Origin of the sequence: Frankia sp. CcI156 (assembly GCF_001983015.1) — a bacterium.
Taxonomy (GTDB): domain Bacteria; phylum Actinomycetota; class Actinomycetes; order Frankiales; family Frankiaceae; genus Frankia; species Frankia casuarinae.
The window spans coordinates 109374-134344 of sequence record NZ_MOMD01000023.1; the positions used below are offsets into that span (position 1 = coordinate 109374).

At 71.6% G+C, this 24971-nt stretch carries 14 protein-coding genes; 10 read left to right on the top strand and 4 right to left on the bottom strand.

The window, feature by feature from the left end:
* Nucleotides 1–66: 66 nt before the first annotated feature.
* Together galK and CcI156_RS25605 are read left to right on the top strand one after the other, a co-directional pair.
* Nucleotides 67–1419, top strand: coding sequence for a galactokinase (galK, locus tag CcI156_RS11045; protein ID WP_076805527.1), 1353 nt, complete (start codon nt 67–69; stop codon nt 1417–1419).
* 595 nt (nt 1420–2014) lie between these two features.
* A complete protein-coding gene (locus CcI156_RS25605) occupies nt 2015–2539 on the top strand; it encodes a hypothetical protein (RefSeq protein ID WP_076805528.1) in 525 nt (174 codons plus the stop codon).
* Between the two features lie 18 nt (nt 2540–2557).
* Here CcI156_RS25605 and fxsT read toward each other — a convergent pair whose 3' ends face one another.
* Both fxsT and hrpA read right to left on the bottom strand, forming a co-directional pair.
* The gene (gene fxsT, locus CcI156_RS11055; RefSeq protein WP_076805529.1) at nt 2558–5713 is read right to left on the bottom strand and encodes an FxSxx-COOH system tetratricopeptide repeat protein; all 3156 of its coding nucleotides are present in this window, start codon (nt 5711–5713) and stop codon (nt 2558–2560) included.
* A 31-nt stretch (nt 5714–5744) separates the two neighbouring features.
* A complete protein-coding gene (gene hrpA, locus CcI156_RS11060; protein WP_076805530.1) occupies nt 5745–9827 on the bottom strand; it encodes an ATP-dependent RNA helicase HrpA in 4083 nt (1360 codons plus the stop codon).
* A gap of 607 nt (nt 9828–10434) precedes the next feature.
* Between hrpA and CcI156_RS11070 the strand changes: the two genes are divergently transcribed.
* On the top strand, nt 10435–13032 hold the full coding sequence (locus tag CcI156_RS11070; RefSeq protein ID WP_254847372.1) for a histidine kinase: 2598 nt from the start codon (nt 10435–10437) through the stop codon (nt 13030–13032).
* A gap of 134 nt (nt 13033–13166) precedes the next feature.
* Here the strand turns inward: CcI156_RS11070 and CcI156_RS11075 are convergent, their stop codons facing one another.
* Entirely contained in the window at nt 13167–14033 is an 867-nt protein-coding gene (locus CcI156_RS11075; protein WP_076805546.1) for a helix-turn-helix transcriptional regulator, read from the bottom strand.
* Between the two features lie 1261 nt (nt 14034–15294).
* On the opposite strand from CcI156_RS11075, the gene CcI156_RS26830 reads away from it, so the two are divergent.
* The 7 genes from CcI156_RS26830 to CcI156_RS11110 all read left to right on the top strand — a co-directional run bounded on the left by CcI156_RS26830 (nt 15295) and on the right by CcI156_RS11110 (nt 23196).
* Nucleotides 15295–15531: a DUF397 domain-containing protein gene (locus tag CcI156_RS26830; RefSeq protein ID WP_076805533.1), complete on the top strand. Its 237-nt coding sequence runs from the start codon at nt 15295–15297 to the stop codon at nt 15529–15531.
* Between the two features lie 185 nt (nt 15532–15716).
* A complete protein-coding gene (locus CcI156_RS11085; RefSeq protein WP_011437823.1) occupies nt 15717–16490 on the top strand; it encodes a hypothetical protein in 774 nt (257 codons plus the stop codon).
* A 189-nt stretch (nt 16491–16679) separates the two neighbouring features.
* Complete coding sequence (locus CcI156_RS11090) at nt 16680–17150, top strand: heme-binding protein (RefSeq protein ID WP_011437822.1); 471 nt, start codon at nt 16680–16682, stop codon at nt 17148–17150.
* 188 nt (nt 17151–17338) lie between these two features.
* Nucleotides 17339–18616 (top strand): ABC transporter substrate-binding protein, encoded by a 1278-nt coding sequence (locus CcI156_RS11095; RefSeq protein ID WP_083718438.1) that lies wholly within the window; start codon nt 17339–17341, stop codon nt 18614–18616.
* 209 nt (nt 18617–18825) lie between these two features.
* Nucleotides 18826–19815, top strand: coding sequence for a malate dehydrogenase (locus tag CcI156_RS11100; RefSeq protein ID WP_011437820.1), 990 nt, complete (start codon nt 18826–18828; stop codon nt 19813–19815).
* Nucleotides 19816–20231: 416 nt separating this feature from the next.
* Nucleotides 20232–21746: a cation:proton antiporter gene (locus tag CcI156_RS11105; protein WP_254847373.1), complete on the top strand. Its 1515-nt coding sequence runs from the start codon at nt 20232–20234 to the stop codon at nt 21744–21746.
* A gap of 55 nt (nt 21747–21801) precedes the next feature.
* A complete protein-coding gene (locus CcI156_RS11110; RefSeq protein ID WP_076805535.1) occupies nt 21802–23196 on the top strand; it encodes a toll/interleukin-1 receptor domain-containing protein in 1395 nt (464 codons plus the stop codon).
* Here CcI156_RS11110 and CcI156_RS11115 read toward each other — a convergent pair.
* Nucleotides 23117–24601 carry a hypothetical protein gene (locus CcI156_RS11115; protein ID WP_076805536.1) on the bottom strand — a complete coding sequence of 495 codons (1485 nt, stop codon included), beginning with the start codon at nt 24599–24601 and terminating at the stop codon, nt 23117–23119. The two genes, CcI156_RS11110 and CcI156_RS11115, sit on opposite strands and share 80 nt — an antisense overlap.
* Nucleotides 24602–24971: the final 370 nt, after the last annotated feature.

Here is a 24971-nt window from a genome sequence, read left to right on the forward strand (position 1 = left end):
GCCGAGCCCGCGCGGCCGTGGTCATTCCGCGTGCCGCAGGGCCCGCGACTCCCCGACACTGGCGTCATGAGAGCCGCCGAGTATCCGGCCACCGAGCATCCGGCCACCGAGCGTGCGGTGCGCGCGTTCGTCGAGACCTACGGAGAGCGGCCCACCCACCTCGTCCRCGCGCCCGCCCGGGTGAACCTCATCGGCGAGCACACCGACTACAACGACGGCTTCTGTCTTCCGGTGGCCATCGACCGGGAGCTGTGCATCGCCCTGCGCCGTAACGAGGCACCCGAGCTCCGGCTGGTGTCCGAGCAGGACGCGGTGCCCGCCGTGATCCCGCTGCCGCCGCCGGGCCTCGACACGCCGGTGTCCGCCCGGGCACCCGGATGGGTCCGGTATGTCGAAGGCGTCGCGGTGATGCTGGCCGCCGAGTCGGCCTCCCGCGCCGCCGCCGGATCGGGGGGCTCCCGTGCCGCCGCCGGGTCGGGCTTCCCCGCCGGAGGGGGCTTGGTGCCCTGGCGTGGCACGCTGGCCAGCGACATCCCCGTCGGCGCGGGACTGTCCTCCTCGGCCGCGCTGGAGCTGGCCGTCGCCCTGGCCGGTGCGCATCTCGCCGGGTTGACGCCATCGCCGACGGAGCTCGCGCTGCTCGCCCAGCGGGCGGAGAACCTCTGGGTGGGGGCGGCGACGGGCCTGCTCGACCAGTTCGCCTGCGCCGCAGGCGTGGCCGGCCACGCGCTGCGGATCGACTGCCGCACGCTGACAACCGAGCCGGTGCCGCTGCCGGGCGGGCTGGCCGTGGTGGTCATCGACACCGGCTCGCGCCGACAGGTGGTGACCAGCGAGTACGCCACCCGCCGGGCGGAGTGTGAGCGGGCGGCGCGGGCGCTGGGCGTCGCCGCGCTGCGGGACCTCACGCCCCGGTCGATGGACGAGGCGGTGGCCCGGCTCGGCAGGTCCGCCCGGTCGGATGGGACAACCCGGCCGGGCGGAGCGGCCGGCGGGACCGGGCCGGATCCGGTCGCGCTGGATCCGGTCGCGCTGGATCCGGCCGCGCTGCGCCGGGCCCGGTTCGTCGTCGCCGAGAACGCCCGGGTCGACGCCGTCGCCGCGGCACTGCGCGCGGGCGACGCCCCAACGGCCGGGCGGCTGTTGCTGGCGGGGCATCGCGGGATCCGGGAGGACTTCGAGGTGTCGGGTCCGGAACTCGACGCGGCGGTCCAGGCGGCTTCGGCGGCTCCGGGGTGCTWCGGCGCCCGGATGACCGGCGGTGGTTTCGCGGGCTGTGCGGTGGCCCTCGTCGACCGGTCCCGGCTGACCGCCTTCACCGACGCGTTCGAGCCGGCGTATACCGCGCTCACCGACCGGCGGGCCGTGCTGCACGTCTGCTCGGCGGTCGCCGGCACGTCCGTCCTGGACCTCGGGTAGCGACCGGGGGGCGGAAGTCGGCGGCCCATGGTGGGGGCGAGCTCCGCGRCCAGATCGGCGAGGGGCGCACGGAAGATCATGGTCAGGGCGGGATGGGAACAGCAGGCCGCACGGCCCAGGCCCGCGTCACACCTGGTCGCACTCGTGCGGCCCTTCTCATGTCCCGCGGGCCACTCGTCCCGTCCGATCCCCAAGTCCCGTCCGATCCCCAAGTCCCACCCGATCCTCAGGCCGTTGACRGCGTCCACGTCTGCCGCATCCCGGATTTTGTCGAGACGGAGTGGCTCGGCGTCGCAATGGGCAGCCGGAGCTCGATGCTCATGGCTGTCGATCATGGCTCTGGCCTGGGCTGTTGCACTACCGCCGGACCGCTGCAAAAGTAGCCCCTGGACCATCGTAGATCATGGCGTTGACCTGCAGCTTTACCAGCGGGTCGCTGATCATCCCTGGAGGGATCGCAACACCGGTACCACCGCGGCCGGTCCGGCACATCAAGATGTCGCTGATCATCCCTGGAGGGACCGTGGTGGGGGGCACGGCGGGCCGGTGATGGTGGGATCATGACGGTGAGCCTCAGGGACGGGAGAAGACTGTGATGTCCGAGGAAACCGCCGATCCGTCAGGTGAGCCCGCGGCCGAGCGTGAACCGGGGGYGCGGTCGCCAGCCGGTCGGGAACCKTCCGGGCAGCCGGCGCCCGATGYCGAGCCGGGGCCGGACGCCGACGCGGGGGYGGATGAGGCTGGGGCGACGTTTGCGGGCAGGTTCGACTTCCGTCCGGTCGACTGGGACGGCTCGTTCAGCAGGGTGTGGAGGGCGCGGCATGGCCAGGAGCTGACGAATGAGCTTGCCGCCGAACAGGAGCGGCGGGAGAACCGGAAGTGGTTCGAGCGGTATAGGCAGGAGCTGCTGGACCGGATGGATGCGGAGTCCGCCCGGGAGGCGGCACGGCGCCGGGCGGAGGACCGCGAGYGGGCGGTGGCGGAGGGCGGGCGGCCGGCGCGGGGGGCGGCGGACGAGGCGCTGCTCCGCAAGCTGGAGCTGCTTGATCGATTTCCGCCCGTCGACCCCGTCGACCCCGACGAGCCGGCCGCATCCGACGAGCCAGCCGACCCGCGGTGACCGGCGTGCCGGCGCCAGTCAGGGGTCGCGGTGGCGGAATCTCGGCTCCACCGGGATCGGCCGTTCGAGGGGCGGCGGCTGATCGTGGCGGGTCTCGCCGACAGTGTCGGCGAGGGTGCGACGGGCCCGGGTGCTGTCCGGATAGAACGGGCCGTGCTCGCGCAGCGCGTCGGTGAGCGCGGCGCGGTAGAGGGGGACGGCGTCGGCGGGCCGGCCGGCCTGGCGGTAGGTGTCGGCGAGGGCGCCCCGGGTGGCGCGGGTGTCGGGGTGGCCGGGGCCGAGGAGCCGCTCGCGGACGGCGAGGACACGTTCGTTCAGGCCGACGGCCTGCGGAAGCCGGCCGGTGGTCCGGTAGACCTCGGCGAGCCCGTCGGCGGTGCGCAGGGTGCGCGCGTCGCCGACGCCGTGCGCCCGGCTCCGGTCGGCGAGCAGCCGTTCGAGCAGCGGCACGGCCGCCTCAAGCTGCCCGGTGCGCCGGTAGGTCGTCGCGAGGGCGTTCCGGGCCTCGACAGTGTAAGGGTGCGCGCGGCCGAGGACGTGCTCGTGGCGGTCGAGGGCGCGTTCGAGATGGGGGACGGCCTCGCCGGGCCGGCCCAGCCTGAGGTGGGCGGTGGCGAGGCTCTCGCGGGTCTCGGTGGTCTCGGGGTGGTCGGGGCCGAGGGCGCGTTCCCGGCCGGTCAGCGCGCGGCCGAACTCGCGTGCGGCGTCGTCGAGCCGTCCGGCGTACAGGTGGGCGCGGGCGAGTCCGTCGACCGTTTCGAGGGTGTCGGGGTGGTCGGGGCCGAGGGTGCGCTCGCGGCCGGTCAGCGCGCGGCCGAACTCGCGCGTGGCGTCGTCGAGCCGTCCGGCCTGGTGATGGGTGACGGCGAGCTGGTGGCGGGTGCCGAGGGCGGCGGGATGCTCGGGGCCGAGGACCCGTTCGCGGGCGGCGAGGGTCTGCTCGAACAGCGGCACGGCGTCGCCCACCGCGCCGATCCGGCGGTAGGCGACGGCGAGGCTGTGGCGGGTGTCGAGGGTGGCGGGGTGCTCCGGGCCGAGGATCCGCCGCTGGTCGGCGAGGGTGTCCCGCAGCAGCCGGGCCGCCTCGTCGCCGCGGCCGGCGGCGTCGTAGGCGCGGCCGAGGCTGTGCCGGCCTTCCAGGGTGTCGGGGTGCTCGGGGCCGAGGATGCGTTCCCGGGTGGCGAGGGTGCGCTGGAACATCTCGACCGCGCGGTCGGTCTGGCCGACCTTCTGGAATAGCTGGGCTAGGGTGTCCCGGCTGACCAGGGTGTCGGGGTGCTCGGGGCCGAGGATGCGTTCGCGGTCGGCGACGGTGTGTTCGGCCAGGCGGCCGGCGGCGTCGATCCGTCCGGCGCCGAGGGCGACCCGCGCGAGGGTCTCCCGGCAGGCCAGGGTGTCGACGTGCACCGGGCCGTCGAGCCGCTCGCGGGCGGCCAGGGCGCGGGCCGCGAGGGGGAGGGCCTGATCGGCTCGGCCCTGCCCGAGCAGGTAGGCCGCCGAGCGTTCCGCCAGCCAGGCGGCCTCCGGCCCGTCGGCCTCCGGCCCGTCGGCGTCGGTGGAGTCGGCGTCGGTGGAGTCGGCGTCGGTGGCGTCGAGCACGGCGAGCGTGTGCGGGAGCAGCTCCCGCCAGGCGGGCCAGGCTTCCGGGTTGGCCGTGACGGCGTCGGGCAGGGCCGCGCGCAGCATCCGGGCCATGGTCGCGACGATCTCGTCGGCCTGGTCGGGGCCGGTGTGGGTGTGCACGGCGGCCCGCACCAGCCGGTGCATCGTCACGGTGTCCGCGTCGCGGTGGGCCAGGYCGTACCGCTCCAGGACGCCGACGGTGTCGGCGAGGGCGAGCGGGTCGCCGGCCGCCGCCCGCAGCCCGGAATCGGGGATCACGTCCGGCTCGGCGGTGAACAGCCGGATCGGGATCGGTTCGTTGTCGCCGTGCGCGACGATCCGCAGCAGGTGGCCGGCGGCCGGTGCCTCGGCGTCGAGCCGGCGGATCGGCTCGTCCCAGAGGGTGGCGGCGGTGGCCCCGGGCCGCCCGCTCACCTCCCCCTGCGCCAGGAGGACCTCCGGCCGGTCGATTAACACCTGAAGGTAGGTCTCGGCGGGGGTGCGGCCGGTGCTGATGCGGTGGGCGGCCTGGTCGAGGGCGAGCGGGTGGTCCCCGAGCCGCTCGGCGATCCGGTCGGCGACCGTCCGTTCGACGGCGGGCAGCCGGCCGGCGAGCAGGGTGACGGACTCGGCCCGGTCCATCGGTCCGACCGGCACGACCGGGCCGAGATGGTCCCAGCCGGGGTTGCGGGAGGTCAGTAGCAGCCGGCCGGGTTCGGTGGGCCGCAGCCAGTCCGGCAGCGTGTCGGCGTCGGCGGTGTCGTCGAGGACGATCAGCCAGCGGCCGTCGGCCCGGCCGAGGTTCGCGATCACGGCGGCCGGTTCCGCGTGGCCGGGCAGGCCCACCGCCGGGGCGAGCTCGCGCACCCGCTCGCCGATCAGCTCGGGGCGTTTCGCCGGCACCCACCACACGGCGTCGAGATCCGCCCGGTGCTGGCGGACGTACTCGGTGACCAGGCTGGTCTTCCCGATCCCCGCGATTCCCGTCACGGTGACCAGCGGCGAGCGGGACAGCGCCTCGTCGAGCCGGGCGAGCGCGGCCGTCCGGCCGACGAACCGGGCCGGCTGATCCGGCACGTTCCACACCGCCGGCAGCTCCGGCGGGAAGATCCCCCGCCGGCCCGGGAAGCCCGGCGGCTGTTCCGGTTGTGGCCGGTCGCCGCGCAGGGCCGCGAGCAGGCTGGCCCGGACGGCGATCTCGCTGCGGTCGAACAGGTCGACCGGGACGAGTTGGCCTAGCAGACCGGGCAGCGGCCGGTCCGCCACCCTGGTCACCAGCAGCCGGCGTTCGCCTCCGGTCGGGTCGGCCGACCACGCCGCCGCCCATTCGGCGACCGCGGGCGAGGAGCGCAGGTAGCCGTCGGAGACCACCGCGATCGTGTGCCGGGCCTGGCTCACCGCCCGGTCCAGCCACCCCACCCGATGCGTCCCCGCCGGCGCCCAGGACTCAAGCAGGACCTGGTAGCCGGCATCCTCCAACGTCCCGGCGATCCATTCGGCCCAGGCCCGCCCGTCGTCCGCGTACGACACGAAACAGTCGGGAGCGCCGTGCCCATCGCCCCCGCCGGTCACCGTCCCAGCATGGCATAGTCACCGAAACGGATTAACCGAGGATGGCGTCGATCGCCCGGTAGACGCGTTCCTCGGAAACCGGGTACGGGGTGCGCAGGCTCTGCGCGAACAGGCTCACCCGCAGCTCCTCGATCATCCAGCGGAGGCGCCGGATCTCGGGCGCCGGCTCCCGGCCGGCGGGGACGGTGGCGAGCAGCTCCCGATAGGCGTCCTGGACGCGCCCGACGGTCGCGGTGTTGAGCCTGTCCCGCCCGGGATCGCGGGGCAGCCGCTCCAGTCGCCGTTCCAGCGCGGTCAGGTAGCGGACGAGGTCCGCCAGCCGGTCGGCCCCGGTGTCGGTGACGAATCCCCGGTAGATCAACGAGATGAGCTGGTCACGCGCGTCGGCCACCGACGCCGCCACCGCCGGGGCACGCAGCTCGCGCAGCGCCAGATCGACCGCGTGGGCGAGGCCGAGCACCTGCTGAACCTCGCGGACCACCTCGAAGGCGGCCTCGGGCAGTCCCGCGCGTACCGCGGCGAGCAGCGCGGTGAAGCCCGCTTCGTCCCAGGCGGGCCCGCCGGCCGCGGCGATCAACCGGTCGGCGGCGGCCCGCACACAGTCGTCCAGCAGGTCGGCGGCGTCGCGGTGCGGGTTGTGGCTCAGGGCCAGCTTCGCGGCGTTCGACAGCCGGGCGTTGAGGCCGCGCACCGGGGAGGGGACGCCCAGCAGCACCAGGCGCCGGGTGCCGGCCCACATCAGCTGGCGCTGTTCGGCCTCGGTGTCGGCGGCTCGCACCGCGACCGAACCGCCCTCGTCGACCAGCGCCGGGAACGCCTTCACCACGTGGCCGCCCGCCACGTTGCCGCCGCGGCGCAGCTCGACGACCTTCGGCAGGGTGCCGAGGTCCCCCCACGCCCGCAGGCCGGCCCGCTCGAGGCCGTCCGCCGCGGCAGCGACGGCCTCCCGGGTCCTCGGGCGCAGCCGCTCCTTGATGGCGTCGAGGTCCTTGCCCTCGGCCAGTACCCGCCCGCCGGCGTCCTCCACCCGGAAGGTGAACCGCAGGTGATCCGGCACACCCGCCAGCGACCAGGAATCGCGCGGGATCTCCGGCCCGCCCATCCGGCGCAGCTCGTGTTCCACCGCGGTGAGCAGGGGCGCCTGGCGTGGCGTGATGTTCGCCAGGACCGCCTTGGCGTAGTTCGGCGCCGGGACGAAGCTGCGCCGCACCGCCTTCGGCAGCGCCCGGATGAGGGCGGTGACGAGCTCCTCGCGCAGCCCCGGCACCTGCCATTCAAAGCCCTCGGCGCCGACCTGGTTCAGCACGGCCAGCGGGATGTGCACGGTGACCCCGTCGGCCGCCGAGCCCGGTTCGAACTGGTAGCTCAGCGGCAGCGCGAGGTCGCCCGCCTGCCAGACGTCGGGGTAGTCGGCCTCGGTGATTCCCGTGGCGTCCGCGGTGACGAGCATCGAGCGCGGGAAGTCGAGCAGGTCCGGGGTCGTCCGGCGCGCCTTGCGCCACCAGGCGTCGAAGTGCCGGGCGGACACGATGTCCGCGGGGACGCGCTCGTCGTAGAAATGGAACAGCGTCTCGTCGTCGACGACGATGTCGCGCCGCCGGGCCCGGTGCTCCAGCTCCTCGACGTCGGCGAGCAGCTCCCGGTTKGCGTGGAAGAAAGTGTGGCGGGTCTGCCAGTCACCCTCGACCAGTGCGTGCCGGAGAAACAGCTCCCGGCACAGGACCGGGTCGATCCGGCTGTACTGGACCGGCCGGGAGGCGACGATCGTCACCCCGTACAGAGTCACCTTCTCGTCGGCGAGCACCGCGCCCTGCCGGCGCGACCAGCGCGGTTCGCTGTACGTGCGATGCACCAGGTGGGCGGCGAGCGGCTCGATCCAGTCCGGGTCGATCCGCGCGGCGGTGCGGCCCCACAGCCGGGAGGTCTCCACCAGCTCGGCGGCCATCACCCAGGCGGGTGGTCCGGACGGCCGCTTCGGCGCGTCCTCGCCCGCCGGGTCCCCCGGGTTCGCCGACGTGGCTGTCGGCCCGGTGCGCTCGGCACGGTTCGACCGCCGGGCCAGGACGGAGCCCGGCCAGAGCGCGAAGCGGCCGCCGCGGGCGCCGGCGTACTCCCGGCGCTCCGGGTCGTAACGACCGATGTGCGACAGCAGCCCGGTCAGCAGGGCCCGGTGCACGGTTCGTGGATCGGCCGCGCCGGAGCTGTCGTCCCGGGGGGTGAGCCCCAGGCCGCGGACCACCGCGGCGAGCTGGCCGTGCACGTCCTGCCATTCCCGGATGCGCAGGTAGTTGAGGAACTCCGTGCGGCACATCCGCCGGAACTGGTTGGCCGACAGCTCGCCGCGGGCGTCGCGCAGGTAGTTCCACAGGTTCAGGTACGCCAGGAAGTCCGAGGTCGGGTCCGCGAACCGGGCGTGGCGGGCGTCGGCCGCCTGCTGGTGCTCGACCGGGCGCTCCCGGGGATCCTGGATCGCGAGCGCGGCGRCGATGACGAGCACCTCGCGCAGGCAGCCCTGCTCGTCGGCGGCGAGCACCATGCGGGCCAGCCGGGGATCCACCGGGATCTGCGCCAGCCGCCGGCCGAGGGGAGTGATCCGGTGACGGGGATCGGACGCGGTGGCGTCGAACGCCCCCAACTCGGCGAGGAGCAGTTCGCCGTCGCTGATCTGGCGGGGGTCGGGCGGATCGAGGAACCCGAACGTGGCCATCTCGCCGAGGCCAAGGTCGGCCATCCGCAGGATGACCGAGGCCAGGTTCGTCCGCAGGATCTCCGGATCGGTGAACTCCGGCCGGCCGGCGAAGTCCTCCTCGCTGTAGAGGCGGATGCAGATGCCGTCGGCGGTCCGCCCGCAGCGCCCCTTGCGCTGGTTGGCGGAGGCCTGCGAGATCGGTTCGATGGGCAGCCGCTGCACCTTGGTGCGGTGGCTGTAGCGGGAGATCCGGGCGGTGCCCGGGTCGATCACATAATGGATCCCCGGCACGGTCAGCGAGGTCTCGGCGACGTTGGTGGCCAGGACCACCCGCCGTCCGGTGTGCGGCTGGAACACCCGGTGCTGCTCGCCGGCGGACAGGCGGGCGTAGAGCGGCACGATCTCGGTGTTCGGCCGCTGCTCGCGGGTGAGTGCCTCGGCGGTGTCGCGGATCTCCCGTTCGCCGCTGAGGAACACCAGGATGTCGCCCGGGCCCTCCGCGCACAGCTCGTCGACCGCCTCGCTGATGGCCTGGGTCTGGTCGCKCTCGGCCTCGCCGTTCTCCCTGCCGGTCCTCCGCGCGTCGGCCGGGCCGCTGGCTGGTCCGCCGGCTGGGCCGCCGGCTGGGCCGCTGGCCGCCGGGACGAGCGGGCGGTAGCGGACCTCGACCGGATAGGTGCGCCCGGACACCTCGATGACCGGGGCACCCGCGAAGTGGGCGGAGAACCGGGCCGTCTCGATCGTCGCGGAGGTGATGACAATCTTGAGATCCGGCCGGCGGGGGAGCAGCGACCGCAGGTAGCCGAGGATAAAGTCGATGTTGAGGCTGCGCTCGTGCGCCTCGTCGATGATGAGCGTGTCGTAGCGGCGCAGCTGGCGATCGGAGGAGATCTCGGCCAGCAGGATGCCGTCCGTCATGAGCTTGACCAGCGTGTTCTCGTGCACCTGGTCGGTGAACCGGGTCTGGTAGCCGACGACGCCGCCCATCTGGGGAGCCGGGGTGCGCAGTTCCTCCGCGATGCGGTCGGCGACGGTACGCGCGGCGATTCGGCGCGGCTGGGTGTGCCCGATCATCGCCCGGACCCCGCGGCCGAGCTCCAGGCAGATCTTCGGTAGCTGGGTGGTCTTGCCGGACCCGGTCTCCCCGGCGACGACGACCACCTGATGATCCCGGATCGCGGCGAGAATCTCGTCCTTGCGCTGGGTGACCGGAAGGATGTCGGGGTAGTCGAGCGTCGGAACGCTGGCCCGGCGCCGCTCCAGCCGTAGCGATGCCCGGTCCACCTCGGCGGCGATGGCCTGTAGGGCCCGCTGGCGCGCGGCGGGCTCGCGGGTGCGCCGGCTCTCGGCGAGCCGTCGGCCCAGCCGATGGGCGTCGCGAGGAGACAACCCGGTCAGCCGCGCGGACAGCTCCGCCGGTGGCACTGGGCCTGCCGGTGGCACTGGGCCTGCCGGTGGCACTGGGCCTGCCGGTGGCACTGGGCCTGCCGGTGGTGACGGCTGCTGCGGCGGCGTGGGCGGCGGCGTGGCGGGAGGATTCAAGAGCTGCCTTTCCACACGTCGTTAAGCCTAGGGCACAGCTGTCCCGGCGGCGTTGCGTTCCTCCGGCCCGTCGGGCGGCGGCGACGACTCTTCGGCCGGCGAATTTTGGGGACCTGAGCACGGTCTGCGGTCCCTGGACCGTGTCTTGCTCCCCTGAACTGGAGGTCGGGCCATCCCGTTACCTCTTCGACGGATGAGAGGTTCGACGGATGAGAGGCGAGGCGGTCCTTTGCCGACCAAGGCGAGGTGCGGCCGGTAGCCTGCCAACAGCCCACCCGGTCGGCGGGGGGCCGCCGCTCGACGCCGTCGCGGCCTTTATGCCGTCGCAACCTCTGTGCCGTCGCAACCTCTGTGCCGTCGCAACCTCTGTGCCGTCGCAACCTTGTCGTCGACAGGAACCTCGATGTTGAGGGGGCTGAGCCCTCATGATGATGAGGTGCGAAGTCGGCCCCCACCCTGGTCCGGGCGACCTCCTCGGGCCGGGCAGGGCGTGACYGCCGACGGGCGGGAGGCGGCCTCGTCCGGGGTGCGCGAGGCGGTCCCGTCCGTGGCGCCGGCCACCGTGCCCACGGTCGCCTCCGCCTCCGCCTCCGCCTCCGCGGGCACGGTGACCGCCTTCGGGGAGGGCGCGCTCGAGCTGGGCCGAGCCTCCGTCGAGCTGGGCCGGGCTTACCAGGCGCTGGAACAGGTCATGGGGCGCGTCCTCGTCACCCTGCGGGCGGTCGCGGTTCTGCTGACGGTGTGCTACGTCGCGGTCTGGCGCTGGTACGACCACAGGCCGGCGGCGATGGCCGTCGCGGGGCTGACGGCCATCGGCGGTCTCGTCTTCTGCGTCGTCGGCCTGCGACGCGGGATCCGTCGATCGATGACCACCGTCACGGTCGCGATGTCGGCGGTCCTCGCCCTGACGGCCTCGTCCTGGTTGCCGCCCGCTTCGGTGGGGGACAGCGGGAACTTCGTCTTCCTGACCGCCATCAACGCCGGGATCGTGACGGTCTGGACATTTCCGACGGCCGTCGCGTCGGTCCTGCTCCTGACGCTGTGCGGCGCCACTCTCGTAGGCGGCTGGGGCCACAATCCCCAGGTCTTCTCTCAGACCGCCATGCTGCTGATCATTCCCGGTCTACTCGGGCTGGCGATCGGTCGACTGCGCCGGATCGCCCGCACGGCCGACCAGCGCTGGGCGAACGTCGCGGCCCGGCACCGCAGCGAGGCGGTCGTCCTCGCCGTCGCCCGCGACCGCCGGGAACGGGAGCGAGTCATCCACGACACGGTGCTGAACACCCTGACCGGCATCGCCTGGGGCGGGGGACGGGACGTGGAACTCACCCGGCGTCGATGTGCGCAGAGCCTCACCGCCGTGCGCGGCCTGCTCGACCGGGACGACGAGGTCGGTCCGCCGATCGGCGAGCGGCTGGCCGAGGTCGTCCGCGACGCCACTCGACGGGGGCTGCAGGTCAGCCTCGACGACCAGCGTCTCCCAGCCATCGCGGGGGAACCTCCCGGTGAGCCCCCGGCGGTGGTCGTGGAGGCCTTCGTCGGAGCGGTCGGCGAGGCGCTGGTCAACGTGGAACGGCACGCCGGCACCCGGCGTGCCTCGCTGCTCCTCGGCGGTGGCCCGGGCCTGCTCATCGTGACGGTGTCCGACGCCGGGTGCGGCTTCGACCCGCGGCGGGTCGACTCCGCCCGGCTCGGGCTGCGCGAGTCCATCGTCGGACGGCTGGTGGATGTTGCCGGGACCGCCCGCATCGACGCGCGCCCGGGGCAGGGCACCGTTGTGGAACTGCAGTGGCGCGCCCCGGACGCGACGACGGGGCACGTGACGCGACCACATCCAAGCGATGATCGCGATGATCGTGGCGATCGGGATGATCACGGAGCYGGAAGGGCCGGCGGGCGGGTCGCCGATCGTMGGGACGTCGCCGCGATCGCCGCCGAGCTACGCGACGCCTATGCCGCCGGGCTGCGCCGGGCGCTCGGGCAGATCGCCGGGCTGTGGCTGATCATCATGCTCGTGCCGTTGGTCGGCACGGGTGGGTGGGTGCGGACGATGGCCGGAGCGGGAGCGCTGTGGCTGCTGGTGGCCGTGCTCACCGTCGTCTTCGTCCGGCGCGGACGGAGTCGGCCGATCAGCGGTCCCGAGGCGGCCGTGCTGCTGTTCCTGGCCGTCGCCGTCGCCGTCGCCGGCATAGCGAACACCGTCGGCGCGGACATCGTCCGGATTGCGGACTGGCCGTTGCTCGTGCTTCCCCTGCTCCTAGCGTTCATCACCGCCTCCCGGCCACTCTGGGAATGGGTGGGTGCGCTGCTGGTCGCGATTGCCATGATGATCGTTGCGGTGTTCCTGCGCGGTAGCACCGAATCGCTGGTGCTGGCGCGGCTGGGGGTACTGATCTACGGTGCGTGCGGGGTGCAGATCGTGACCGCGATGCTGGGTCCCCTGCTGCGCGGCACCGCGGAGACGACCGCCCGCGCCTTGGCCGCCGAGGCTGAGGTCGCCGCCCAGGTGGATGCGTCCACCATGATCAGGTGGGAGCGGGCGCAGTGGTTGCGCACCKTGGGGTGGGAGGTGCTGCCGTTACTCGACGGGGTCGCGGGCGGTTGGTTGGACCCGCGGGAAGCCGCCGTTCGGAGCAGGTGCGCGATGCGGGCGGCCGCTGTCCGTCGCATGATCACCGGGGGTGGTCCGTCGTCGGCGCTGGCGGACCTCGACGTGGTCGTCGCCGACGCCGAGGCCGCGGGAATGACCGTCCAGATCCAGCTGTCCGGCGATCTGCGGCTCGCGCCAGCTCCTGTGCGGGCCATGGTGGCCGATCAGGTGCGGGAGGTGCTCGCCGCCGTCCCCGGCGGCCGGGCGATTGTGACGGTCCTGTGGACGCCGGCCGGCGGCAGTGTTTTCGTCTCGCTGCCCTGGCCGCAGGGCCTGCCGCCCCCGCAGCTCGGCCGCGGGGGAGAGGACGCGGGCGGGATCGAGGTCGCGGTGGAGCTGGACGATCGGTGTCTCAGCCTGGAGCTGACCTGGCCGGCGGCGAGCGCGGTCACGGACCCGACCGGGCGGGTCGAGTCGATCGGTGGGCTGGCGGAGTAGTAGGCCGGCGGAACGGCGGGATGGCGGAGCAGTAGGACGGCAGGCCAGCAGAACGGCGGGCCGGTGGGCTGGCCGAGTAGTTAGGCCGGCGGGCCGGCGGGGCAGCCGGTCGGCGGGCTGGGAGCGAACCGCGTTCAGAGCTCGGTGATGATGCGCCGTAGCAGCTCGGCAGTGTCACCCGGGGTCGTGCTGTCGACACTGAGCCGGTTATACACCTCCATGTACCGGTCGACGTCCTCGCGCTTGTCGAGGTAGGCGGAACCGGTGAGCTGCTCCAGGTAGACCACGTCCGGCAGGTCCATTTCGGGGAAGCGGAGGATCGTAAAGGCCCCACCCTCCGCCGCGTGGCCGCCAAAGGCGAACGGCATCACCTGCAGGGTGAGGTTCGGCAGCTCGGACACGGCGATGAGGTGCTCGAGCTGGGCCCGCATCACCTTCGGTCCGCCGATCGGCCGACGCAGCGCCGCCTCGTCGATGACTATCCAGAGCCGTGGCGGGTCCTTACGGCACAGCAGCTTCTGCCGGTTGAGCCGCACGCTGACCCGGCGCTCGATGACGTCGACTGGTAGGCCACCACTACCTTGCGTGATGATCGCTCGGGCGTAGTCCTCGGTCTGCAACAGGCCCGGAATGAACTGGAGTTCGTAGGTCCGGATGAGCTGGGCCGCCTCCTCCAAGCCGATGTACGGCTGGAACCAGGACGGGAGAACGTCGTTGAAGTTCTGCCACCAGCCAGCGGCGTTCGCCTCCCGGACAAGGRCCAGCAATGGGGCGCGCTCTGCATCGTCCGTGACCTGATAGAAGGTCAGCAGGTCGGCGACGTCGCGTTCTTTGAAGCTGACGCGGCCAAGCTCCATCCGGCTGATCTTCGACTCTGATGCGCGGATGTGGTAGCCGGCGGTCTCCCGGCTGATGCCCTTCTCCTCGCGAAGTCGACGGAGCTGAGAGCCKAGCAGGATCCGACGTACGGTCGGTCCACTTCCCGGCTGAGCTGTCGTCACGGTCGGCCCCCTYGCCATGGTCAACGCAAGAGTAAGATACTCGATCTTCTGGTTCCGGATGGGTGGCTGGTTCTCTCGTCTGGGTGACACGCGCGTGTTTAGCGTGGTGAGGATTATTTGTATACACGCTTACGGGGAGCGCCGACGACGGGTCTCCGTTTAACGGGGGGTAGGGGTGCCCCCGGCTGTCGGGTGCAGGCGCAATGGTGTGGACGATGACATGTCCGGACATTCCACTCTCACGGTGCCAGATTCCAGGGGCGTGAGGACTTCGGGCCCCCGGACGGCGATCGTGTGCTTCCTAGTGTTACTCTCCACGGCTGCACCCCTCTTCGCTCCTCCCCCCACTCTCCCCATCGGGTTCCCCTCCGCCGTCCGGTCCCTCCGCCGTCCGGTCCCTCCGCCGTCCGGTCCCTCCGCGGATCTCTCCGGGTTCACGCCGGCGCTCTTCGCCGCCGCGCTGGTTCTGGTGCACGATCTCCGTCGAGTGCTGTCGAGGTGTCCCCCGTTGTTTTACAGCTATGTCGCGGGCCCCGGGACCACGAGTGGACCGGAAGGGCCACGGTTTTCGCTACGCCGAGGCTATGACCTTGTGCACAGTCAGGTCGCGCGCGGCCGGCCTCCCGTCGTCCGGGGAGCCGGAGTGCCCCGTCGTGAGCGCGCGTCTCGCCCCAGACCGGGGATCTTTTTCTCCCGGCTCGGTCCGCGGCCGCCTTGTACGGGTGCCTGGCGCATGGGTCGGATTCGTCACTCTTCGGATTTTTCGGACGTTTCGCCTAGTGGGGTCGAGGCCCGTCCATGGTCCTTCTGCGGAGCCTCACGGGCGGACTGGGCGCAGATTCGTGGTGCCTGCATGGTTCTTGTGATGGGATTTTTAGTGCTTTTGGTAGTTATATCAACATTCTCGGCGCCTTCGTCGGAAGCTGTCGATGCTCCCTTGATCTTCTCTTGATCTTTCTTTGGGCTTCCCTGGGGCCGCCCCGGGACTGGTTCGGCGTGGAGGCCGCGGCGGCGCGAGGCGTCGGGCCGGGCATCTGTCACCCGCTTGATGCACGTGCACCCGACCGTGCTGTATCGTGAGCCAAAGTTCGTGCAGCCGCACACGCTGGCATGATGGGACGGTCTTCCGGGGGGGTGTTCCATCGTGGGTTTGGCTGGCGGTCGGCCGGCGGTCGGTGGTTGGCCCGTCGGTGGTATGGCGAGCGGACGGCGTGGGTCGGGGCCGTGGCGGCATGGCTTCCCGGGGCTTCAGGAGATCGACATGACCAAGATCTACAGCGGTATGTCCGCCGCGGCACTGCAGCGCGTGACATGGCAGAAGAGTYGTCGGAGCAACTCGCAGGGAAACTGCGTCGAAATGGCGAAGCTTCCGGGTGACGAAGTTGCCGTCCGTAACTCTCGGCATCCAAACGGACCCGCTCTGGTGTATACCCGAGCTGAAATCGAGGCTCTGATACTCGGGGCCAAAGACGGCGACTTMGACAACCTGCTCCAGTAGTCGCGCCCGTCATGGCCTTCCCGGTTCCGGCAGCCTCGACGAGGCGGGTACGTTCCATCGCCRTGTGGGCTCCCTATGCAGGGAGCCCACACCGGGTCGTGGACGGTGTGGGCACCGCGGCCGATTGTGGCCTGGGGGGCGGTGCCCGGCCGGACCGGGCGGGCGCGTGGCGAGACGGAGACAGTATGCCCACGTCGATCCCTGAACGGATCTTCAGCTCGGAGGATCTGCCGCTCCTCTCACTTCCCGGTGCCGACGGGCTCATCACCTGCCAGTGGATTCACGAGTCCATGAGGGTGCGGACCCCGTCAGGACGCGGCTGTGACGCCATCCGCGGCTGTGACGCCATCGAGGAGCGGCGGCGCGCGCAGGTCGGTTTCGTCCTGGTCGAGCCGGCCTGGCTGGTTCGCGCGGCGGCCGAGCGGCTCCGCGCGCCGGGAGTCGACGCCATCGTCCTGCACGCTCAGGCCAGCCCGCCAGGTCGCAGCGCGCTGGCCTTGGCGTTCGCCTCTCATCTGCGCAATGCCCTGAGACGGCCGGGAGCAGGCGGTACGCCCGCCCCCGGCGGCCCCCCCGGGTCCGGCAGCGAGCCGGAGGTCGGTGACAACGTCGTCACCGCCGGGGTGCGGCCGGATCTCAGCGGCTTCGCCGATCTGATCCGGGTACCCCATCTGGTGACCGTCACCGACGGCACCGGTGCCGTCGCGGACACGGTCGTGTGGGAAATCATGACCGGCGCGCGGTTCGACACCTGGCTCGATGGAGCTCCCCGGCCCGACCAACGAGCCATCGAGGCGCACCTGCCCGGTCTGTTGCGTCTGCGCGGCCTGCACCGGGTCGGCCGGCTGGATCATCCGGGCGCCGGTGCTCTGCTGGACCTGCTGGGCGGCGGCTATCTCTCCAGCAGGTTGATCCACCGCTGCCCCCGGGCCGTCCTCCCGCTCGTCGCCGCGACCTGACCCTCCGGTTCCCCGGCCKGGGGCCCGGGGATACCCGGTGTCCACCTGTATCCTGCCGTTATCCTGCCGTTCGCCGCTCGGGAGTGCCATGCGCGACGGTGGTTACGCGGCGCGCCTTCCACCACCTGACGGTCAGCCAGGGCCTATGGTCAAGCGCACCGGAACGCCGCTTTATGGGGAGAGTCGCGGATGACCGTATCGCTCGAGGACGCCCGTCGGATCATCGCCGCCGGGGAGAAATATGCGGTTCACCTCGGTCAACCGGTTAACATTGCTGTCGTTGACCACGCCGGAATTCTGGTTGCCCACGTCCGGATGGACAATGCCCGGCTCGAGACCGCGGATATCTCCGTCGACAAGGCGTGCGCGGCTCGGGCCTGGGCTCCGCCGGCCCATCTGGTCAGTCATACCGGTGGCGAGGGACACGCTGGCGGCGAGGCGCATGCCGGCGGCGAGGCGCATGCCGGCGGCGAGGCACCTGCCACRGGTGACGGCCGCGTCGGACGGGAGCGTCCGTCGCCGGCGGAACCGGTCGTCACCGGTCTGCCCGGTGCGCTGCCGCTGTGGCGGAACGGGGTGATCGTGGGGGCCGTCGGGGTKAGCGGTGGTCCCGCCCCCCTTGACCAGGCCATCGCCCGGGCCGCCGCGGCGGCGTTCTGACCGGGCCGACCGGACTGACCGGGCCGACCGGGCCCCACCCCCACGCGGTATCGCTCCCCACGCGGCACCGCGTGGGGAGCCCGAAGCGGGATCGGATCCTGAAACCGGGAGCGATCGATCTTCGGTGAATCTCACAAAATCAACGGAATGGCATCGAAGGGTGGTTCTTCTGGTTCAGGCTTGATGGAGTGGGGAGCGTCACGGCTCTGGGAGTCGGGCCGCACCGGCCTCGGCGCCGTCGTGCGGACCGCCGGGCCGCGCTGCTCGGGCTCGTGAGCCTCCTGATCGGCTTGGGAGCGGTCGGCTGCCGGGTCTCCACCGACGGGCCGACCGCGTCCCCGGCCTGCGCGGCGCCGGGCGTCGCTCCGGACGCGATCAGATTCGGCCTGCTCTATCCGGACACCGGAAACGCGGCGTCACTGTTCCGCTCCTTCCGGGCCGGGGTGGACGCCCGGCTCGGGGTGGCCGACAAGGCGGGCGGTGTGTATGGCCGAAAAGTGGTCTATGTCTGGCGGGATGACGCCTCGAATCCCGCCGGAAACCAGGCCGCCGCCCGGGGGCTCGTGGAGAACGACCAGGTGTTCGGAATCATCGAGTCGACCTCCGTGGCCAGTGGTTCCGCCGGTTATCTCAATAGCCGGCGAATACCGGTGACCGGTACCTCGCTGGAGGCGGCCTGGACCCATAACGACAACATGTTCAGCTACTCAAATATGATCTTCGACGGGCCGTCCGTCACGACCTGGGGTGAGTTCGTCGCCGAGCGCGGCGGCCACCGGGCGATCATCGCCCAGTCCGGGTTCTCGGCGACCTCCGTGACCCTCGCCGACAAGATGGYGTTGAGCCTCGCCGCGGCCGGGGTGCGGGTGCTCGGCCGGATCGACGCGACCGGGCCGATCGACATCCCGGGCATCGGCCGGAAGGTGCGCGACAGCGGCGCGGACGTCCTGGTCGGCGCCGTCACCGGCGCCGCCTTCGGCCAGGTGGTCCTGGGCGCCCGGGCGGCCCGGGCGGATCTGCGGGTCATCCTGTCGCCCACCGGCTACGACCAGCGTCTCCTGCAATTGTTCGGCGGAGTGCTGGCCGGGGTCTACAGCTTCGTCGACTACCTGCCGTTCGAGCAGGAGACTCCCGCTCACCAGCGGTTCCTGCAGGCCATGCTGGAGTACGCGCCCCAGGTGTCCCCGCCGGCCCAGCAGGCGGCCCTGTCCGGGTGGATCTCGGCGGACATGTTCCTGCGCGGTCTGGTGGCCGCCGGGCCATGCCCCAGCCGGGAGACGTTCATCAGGGGCCTGCGGGCGGTGCGCGGCTATGACGCGGACGGGTTGCTGCCCGTCCCCGTCAACTTCGCCACCCATTTCGGGCAGATCAACCGTTGCTACACCTTCCTTCAGGTCACCGCGGACGCGAAACGTTTCGCGCTGGTCCCGCCCGTACCACGGTGCGGGACCGAGATCGGCCGGTAGCACGTGCCCCATCGTGGCGCCGCGATGTGAGCCGCGTCCGCGCCGCCCGTGCCTCCTGACCAAGAACTTCGGACTAGCCTCGGACTAGCATCGCTGGGGCGGCAGAAGACGTTCCAGCTCCAGGACCGGTTACCCGGCCGGCTCGGGATCGTTACGAGGACGACACGGGCCGCACCCCGATCTTCCGTGATCTGCACCAGGAGAAGCCAGTGAGCTCAACGCCCGTCAACGTCACCGTAACCGGCGCTGCCGGTCAGATCGGCTACGCGCTGCTGTTCCGCATCGCGTCGGGCCAGCTGCTGGGTGCGGACACGCCGGTGAAGTTGCGTCTGTTGGAGATCCCGCAGGCCGTGCGGGCGGCGGAGGGCACGGCGCTGGAGCTCGAGGACAGCGCCTTCCCGCTACTGGCGGGGGTGGACGTGTTCGACGACGCCAAGCGGGCCTTCGAGGGCACTAATGTGGCCCTCCTCGTCGGCGCACGCCCGCGGACCAAGGGCATGGAGCGTGGCGACCTGCTGTCCGCCAACGGCGGGATCTTCAAGCCGCAGGGCGAGGCGATCAACAGTGGTGCCGCCGAGGACATCAGGGTCCTCGTCGTCGGGAACCCGGCCAACACCAATGCGCTCATCGCCCAGACGCACGCTCCGGACGTGCCCGCCGAGCGGTTCACCGCGATGACTCGGCTTGACCACAACCGCGCGATCGCGCAGCTCGCCAAGAAACTCGGCGTGCCCAGCGCCGAGATCAAGAAGATCACGATCTGGGGTAACCACTCGGCTACCCAGTACCCGGACATCTTCCACGCCGAGGTGGGCGGGCGCAGCGGCGCCGAGGCGGTCGGCGACCAGGCATGGATTGCCGACGAGTTCATCCCGCGGGTCGCCAAGCGGGGCGCCGAGATCATTGAGGTCCGCGGCGCCTCGTCCGCGGCGTCGGCCGCCTCCGCGGCCATCGACCACATCTTCACCTGGGTCAACGGCACCCCGGCGGGCGACTGGACCTCGGCGGCGATCCCGTCCGACGGCTCCTACGGGGTGCCCGAGGGGCTCATCTCCTCGTTCCCGGTCACCGCGTCCGGCGGCCGGTTCGAGATCGTGCAGGGTCTGGAGCTCGACGCCTTCTCCCGGGAGAAGATCGACGCCTCGGTGCGTGAGCTGGCCGAGGAGCGGGAGGCGGTCCGCGCGCTCGGCCTCATCTGAGCCGATTTCTCCCCGCCTGCGCAGGCCGGTGAAGCCTGCGCAGGCCGGCGGAGCGGAGGGACGTGTGGAGGGTCGGTCACGGTTGCCGGCCCGGAAACGTGATTATCCCTCCACGGCTCCGTGTCAGGCGGCGGATGCGGCGGGAGATGACACGAACGGCGGACTTTCCGGCGTCCGTTGTGGTTTCTTCTTGAGGGACGCCGGTACCAGTGCCGGTGCCCGCGGCGTCAGCCGACCGAATCGCAGGCGCGCGGGCGACGGGGGCGACGGGGGATGACGAGGAATCCGGTATCCGGTATCCGGTATCCGTRATTCCGGCTCTCGGCTGGCCTGTCGCCGATGCGCCTGCCGGTCGTCGGACGTCGGCCTGGAGCCCTCGCCGCCGTCAATGGTGGCGAGACGTCCGAGGAGAGACATTGTCCCTCACGTCCACTCGGCCCGTCCCCTCGATCCCGCCGCATTCCCTGTTGCTGTTCCTGCTTCAGCTCGCCATGCTGCTCAGTCTGGCAATTCTGCTCGGACGTGTCGCCGTGCGCCTGCGGATGCCTRCCATCGTCGGTGAGCTCTGCGTCGGCGTGCTCCTCGGCCCGTCGTTGCTCGGAACGCTGTGGCCGACCTTCTCGGACTGGTTTCTTCCGCGTGACGCCGCGCAGTTCCACCTGCTCGACGCGGTGGGACAGCTCGGTGTCCTCTTCCTGGTCGCGCTCAGCGGGTTCGAGATTGATACGCGGATCATCCGCCGGCGCAGTCTCACCGTCGCCCGGATCAGCCTCGGTGGGTTGCTCCTGCCGTTGGGTTTCGGGATCGTCACCGGCGTGCTGATGCCGTCCTCCCTGCTGGGCCCCGACGGCGACCGGACGGTCTTCGCGCTGTTCCTCGGGGTGGCGATGTGCGTGAGCGCCATCCCGGTGATGGCGAAGACGCTCATGGAGATGCGTCTGACCCATCGGGAGGTCGGGCAGCTCGCGCTGGCCGGCGGGGTCATCGATGACGCCGTTGGCTGGCTGATGCTGGCGGTCGTGTCCGCGATGGCGACCACCGGTGTCCGGGCGGGCGACACGGCGTTGTCGGTGCTTTACGTCCTCGGGGTGGGGATCTTCGCGTTGACGATCGGCCGGGTCGTCGTCCGGGCCGTGCTGGGACGGATCATTGCCACGAGTGGTGCCGGGGCCGGGGCTGGCGCCGATCCCGGCGCCAGGAGCGGGTCGGTCGTGGCCTTCGTGGCCGTGCTGGTGCTCGCGTCGGCGGCCGGGACGCAGGCGTTGGAGCTGGAGGCGGTGTTCGGCGCCTTCCTGGGCGGGGTCGTCCTCGGGTCGTCCGGCCTGGTGGATCATGCCAGTGTCGCCCCGTTGCGAATCGTGGTGATGGCGGTGCTTGCGCCCATCTTCTTCGCGACGGCGGGCCTGCGTGTCGATCTCACTGCTCTGAGTGAAACCCGGGTTCTGCTCGCGGCGGTGATCGTGCTCGCGGTCGCGGTCTTCGGCAAGTTTGCCGGTGTGTACGCGGGGGCCCGGGCCAGTCGGCTGACCCCCTGGGAGGGTCTCGCTCTGGGCGCCGGCATGAACGCGCGGGGAGTCATCGAGATCGTGGTGGCCAGCGTCGGCGTGCGGCTGGGGGTGCTCTCCACCGAGACGTACACGATCATCGTTCTGGTCGCGATCGTCACGTCGGTCATGGCTCCGCCGATCCTGCGCCGCGCCATGCGACAGGTCGAGYAGACCGCGGCCGAGGAACAGCGTCGCCTTGTGCTGGACGGTCACCATGCGAGCGGTGCCGGTGGCGTCGGTGCCGCGGAGGCGGGTGTCATCACCCGTCGCGAGACCCGGACGCTCCCCGCGGCTCGGTCCCGCGCACGATACCGAAGGTCGGTGAACCCATCCAATACAACGGGTAGGGACGGGTTAGAATTCGAGGACGAATCCGCCGRCTGACGGACCACCTACCGTCGCGTCGCCGGATTTCTGCGGGCATGCCTACGGGGGACTCGTGACGGACCGGCTGACCGAGGCGGAGATCGAGGCGCTTTSCGCCACTTTTACCAACCAGATGAAGGCGACTCATCTGTTGGAACGTGCCGGGCTGGCGCGTCGGCACCATCCGCAGTTCTACCCGGGTGAGTCGTCGTTCGAGTTCTGGTCCGAACTCGCGTCGCTGTTGGAGAACGGCCTGTTGCCGGACGGCCGGAGGCGCATCCTCACCGAGGCGCATCGGGACTATCGGGGCAACCGGATCTTCGCCGACGCCGTCCGGGAGGACGGTGTTTCCCGTGGCGAGGGCGCCCCGTGGGAGGACGGCGTCCCGCGGCATGTCAGCGTCTTCTGCCTGGATGCCAGGCACTACAGCCGTCAGGACATCGCGACGCAGGCGAGCTGGCGGGAGGGGCTGCGCCGGATCGTCGATGAGGCGGTCGGAGGCGCCGGCCTGCCTCCCCGGTCGATCCGGCTGCGCCAGGATCGCGGCGACGGCTTTCTTGCGGCCGTGGCCGCCGACGCTCCCAAGGCTGTCCTCGCGACCGAGTTCGTCCGGGAACTGCGGATCGCGCTGCGGACCTACAACCGGGGGCGTGACGAGACCGGCCGAATCCGGTTGCGGTTGGCCCTGCACCAAGGCGAGGTGGGTATCGGCGGCAGTGGTTTCGTCGGCGACGCGGCGGTGGTCGCAGCCCGGCTGGTCGACGCGGACCCCGTCCGGCAGTTGCTGGAACAGGACAGGGACGCGGAACTGGCACTCGTCCTGTCGTCCGAGTTCTACCACAGTACGGTGGCCGGGCGGCTGCGGGATCTCGACCCGGCGCAGTACCGCCGAGTCGAGGTGTCGGTGGCGGGCAAGTACGAGGGCCTCGCGTGGATCACGCTGCCGGGGCGCCCGTTTCCGGTGGTGCGGACCCCGTCGAACGGCTCCGATCAGGGGCCGGTCGCGGACGGGAAGTGGGACTTCCTCATCTCCGCGGATCCGTCCGATGAGGCCTGGGGCTCCTGGATTGCCCGCGTGTTGGAAGGCCGTGGTCATTCGGTGCATCTGGCGGCCCTCGACGCGCTGCCCGGTGAGCACGAGATCGGTCTGCTGCATGAAGGGATCTCGCAGTCCCGGCGTACCCTCGCCGTGCTGTCGAAGAGCTACCTGGCCTCGGAGAAGATGCAGGCGGCCTGGCAGGCGGCCTGGCAGGCGGATCCCAACGGCGTGAAGCGCACGCTGATTCCGATCCGCGTCGAGACCTGTGACCCGGCCGGGCTGTTGCGCGGCATCAGCTACATCGATCTCGTCGACAAGAAGGACGGTGCGGCGGCGGAGCTTGAACTGGTCAGGCAGATCGTCCGGTCCCTGAACGGCCGCGGTTCCCGGCCGTCGACTCCGCCACCCTTCCCCGGGCAGCGATCCTGACCGGCCGCCGGCCGGGATCCTCGCGGTCCGCCGCCTCGACGTCGTCGGAGTCACCAGCGGTGCCGGTATCGGGGTCACCAGCGGTGCCGGCGTCGATCAGYAGTCGGCCGAGCCCGCGGCCGTAACTCGTGCTTCCCTCCAGCCTGGACCAGTCGGCCAGCGCCGTCATCATGGCCCGCAGTCCCGCTGCGGACGGTTCTCCGGCAACCGCCTGCTCGGCCTGGCTCTGCACTCTCGCCAGCCAGGTCAGCGCCTCGTTGCCGGCTGTCCGGGCGCGCCGGGCCGCCTCGTCGATCCGGGCCCTGCGCAGGATCGGCCGGCCTGCCGCCGTCGGCGCCCCGGCCAGCCGGAGCAGTCCGGCGGCGCGCCCGCCCTCCGACCCGGCGCGCCCGTAGGCGGTCAGGGCCCGCTGCCACAGTTCCTCCGCGCGTTCCGGATAGGCCGTTCGCGACCGGATGACCCGGCTCCCGCCGGGCCGACGGCCGAGCGTCTGCGCCCCGCCGTCCGGGAAGCCGGCCCAGTCGCCGCGCACCAGCGCCGCATGGGCCAGTGTCGCGTGGTCGGACCCGGCGCCGGCCTCGACCGCGTCCAACGCCATGCCGGCCTCGGCCTCCTGGTTCGCCCGGAACAGCAGATCCGCCCGCAGGATCCGCGCGTACGCCGCCGCCTGTGGCACCGGAAGCTCGTCGAGATGGGTGACGAAGAGATCAGCCGTGGCCAGGGCCTGCATTACGAGTGTTCCGGCAGGGTCGGCGGTCCGTGCGGCGCGCGGCGGATCGGCGCCGTGACCGTGCACGACCACGTGACGGGGCAGGCGATAGGACATGCGATGGGGGATGTGATGGGGGCCGGGCTCGTGCCTCCGGCCGGTTTCGCGGTGGTCGACGCGGAGACCGGTCAKGGCCAGTTGTGCCCGCGCCACCCGAATGCCGGGGATGATCGCGGCGCCGAGCACGCAGATGACCGCGGTCGTCGGTTCGAGCAGCGCGTGCCGTTGACGGGAGATGACCTGCGTCGTCCAGGCGATCAGCGGGGCGTCCGTCATGGTTCGCGACGGCCCGGCTGGTTTGGCCAAGCCGGCCGGAGGCGGAGCGAACGTCCTCGTGGCCCAGGCTCGGACGACGCCGACGTCATCAGGGGACCAGTTGAGGTCGAGAGCCAGCGCGGCGAGGTAGAGCGCCTCGTGCGCCGCCATGTGATCGGGGTCGGTCGGGTCGTGTTCGCTCTGCCGCAACTCCCGCAGTGCTCCTTTCGCCCGGCCGGCGGCGAGCGCCGTCGCCGCGCCGATGAGATGGCGTTCCGCGGGAGGCGGGGAGGGGTAACGGAGAGGCACACCCGCGGGCTCGACGCGGTGCTGTTCGTGCAGCAGGAGCGCTACCAGGAGCCGGGCTGAGGCAAGCGGCATCGTTGCGGTGTTCCTTCACGGACAGCGGGATGGGTCCGGAGCCAGATTTCATCGGAAGAAAGGAAAAATAGCGGGGCATGCCGACAGTATCCGGCGACCCGCCGCGCGGAAATCCATTCCGGCGCTCTCGCCGCGGCCAGGTCGTGGTATCTCTGGTATCTCGCTATATTTTTATAATTCTGAAAAATGCTATTCATTGTCTCTCGGGAAATACGAAGACCGGGGTGGACGTATGGTCGGGGTGGACGCGGTCCTCAGGCCTCCGCAGGAGCATCCGGGCATGTGGGACGCCGTCGACCTGGCTCAGATCGGATCCCATGGCACCGCGTCGTAGCGGCGGGTAAGCGTCGTCATGAGCCATTCGGATCCC

Coding starts and splice junctions, on each gene's coding strand:
- CcI156_RS11085 (WP_011437823.1), top strand. CDS start 15,717: ATGCCCACGTCGATCCCTGAACGGATCTTCAGCTCGGAGGATCTGCCG.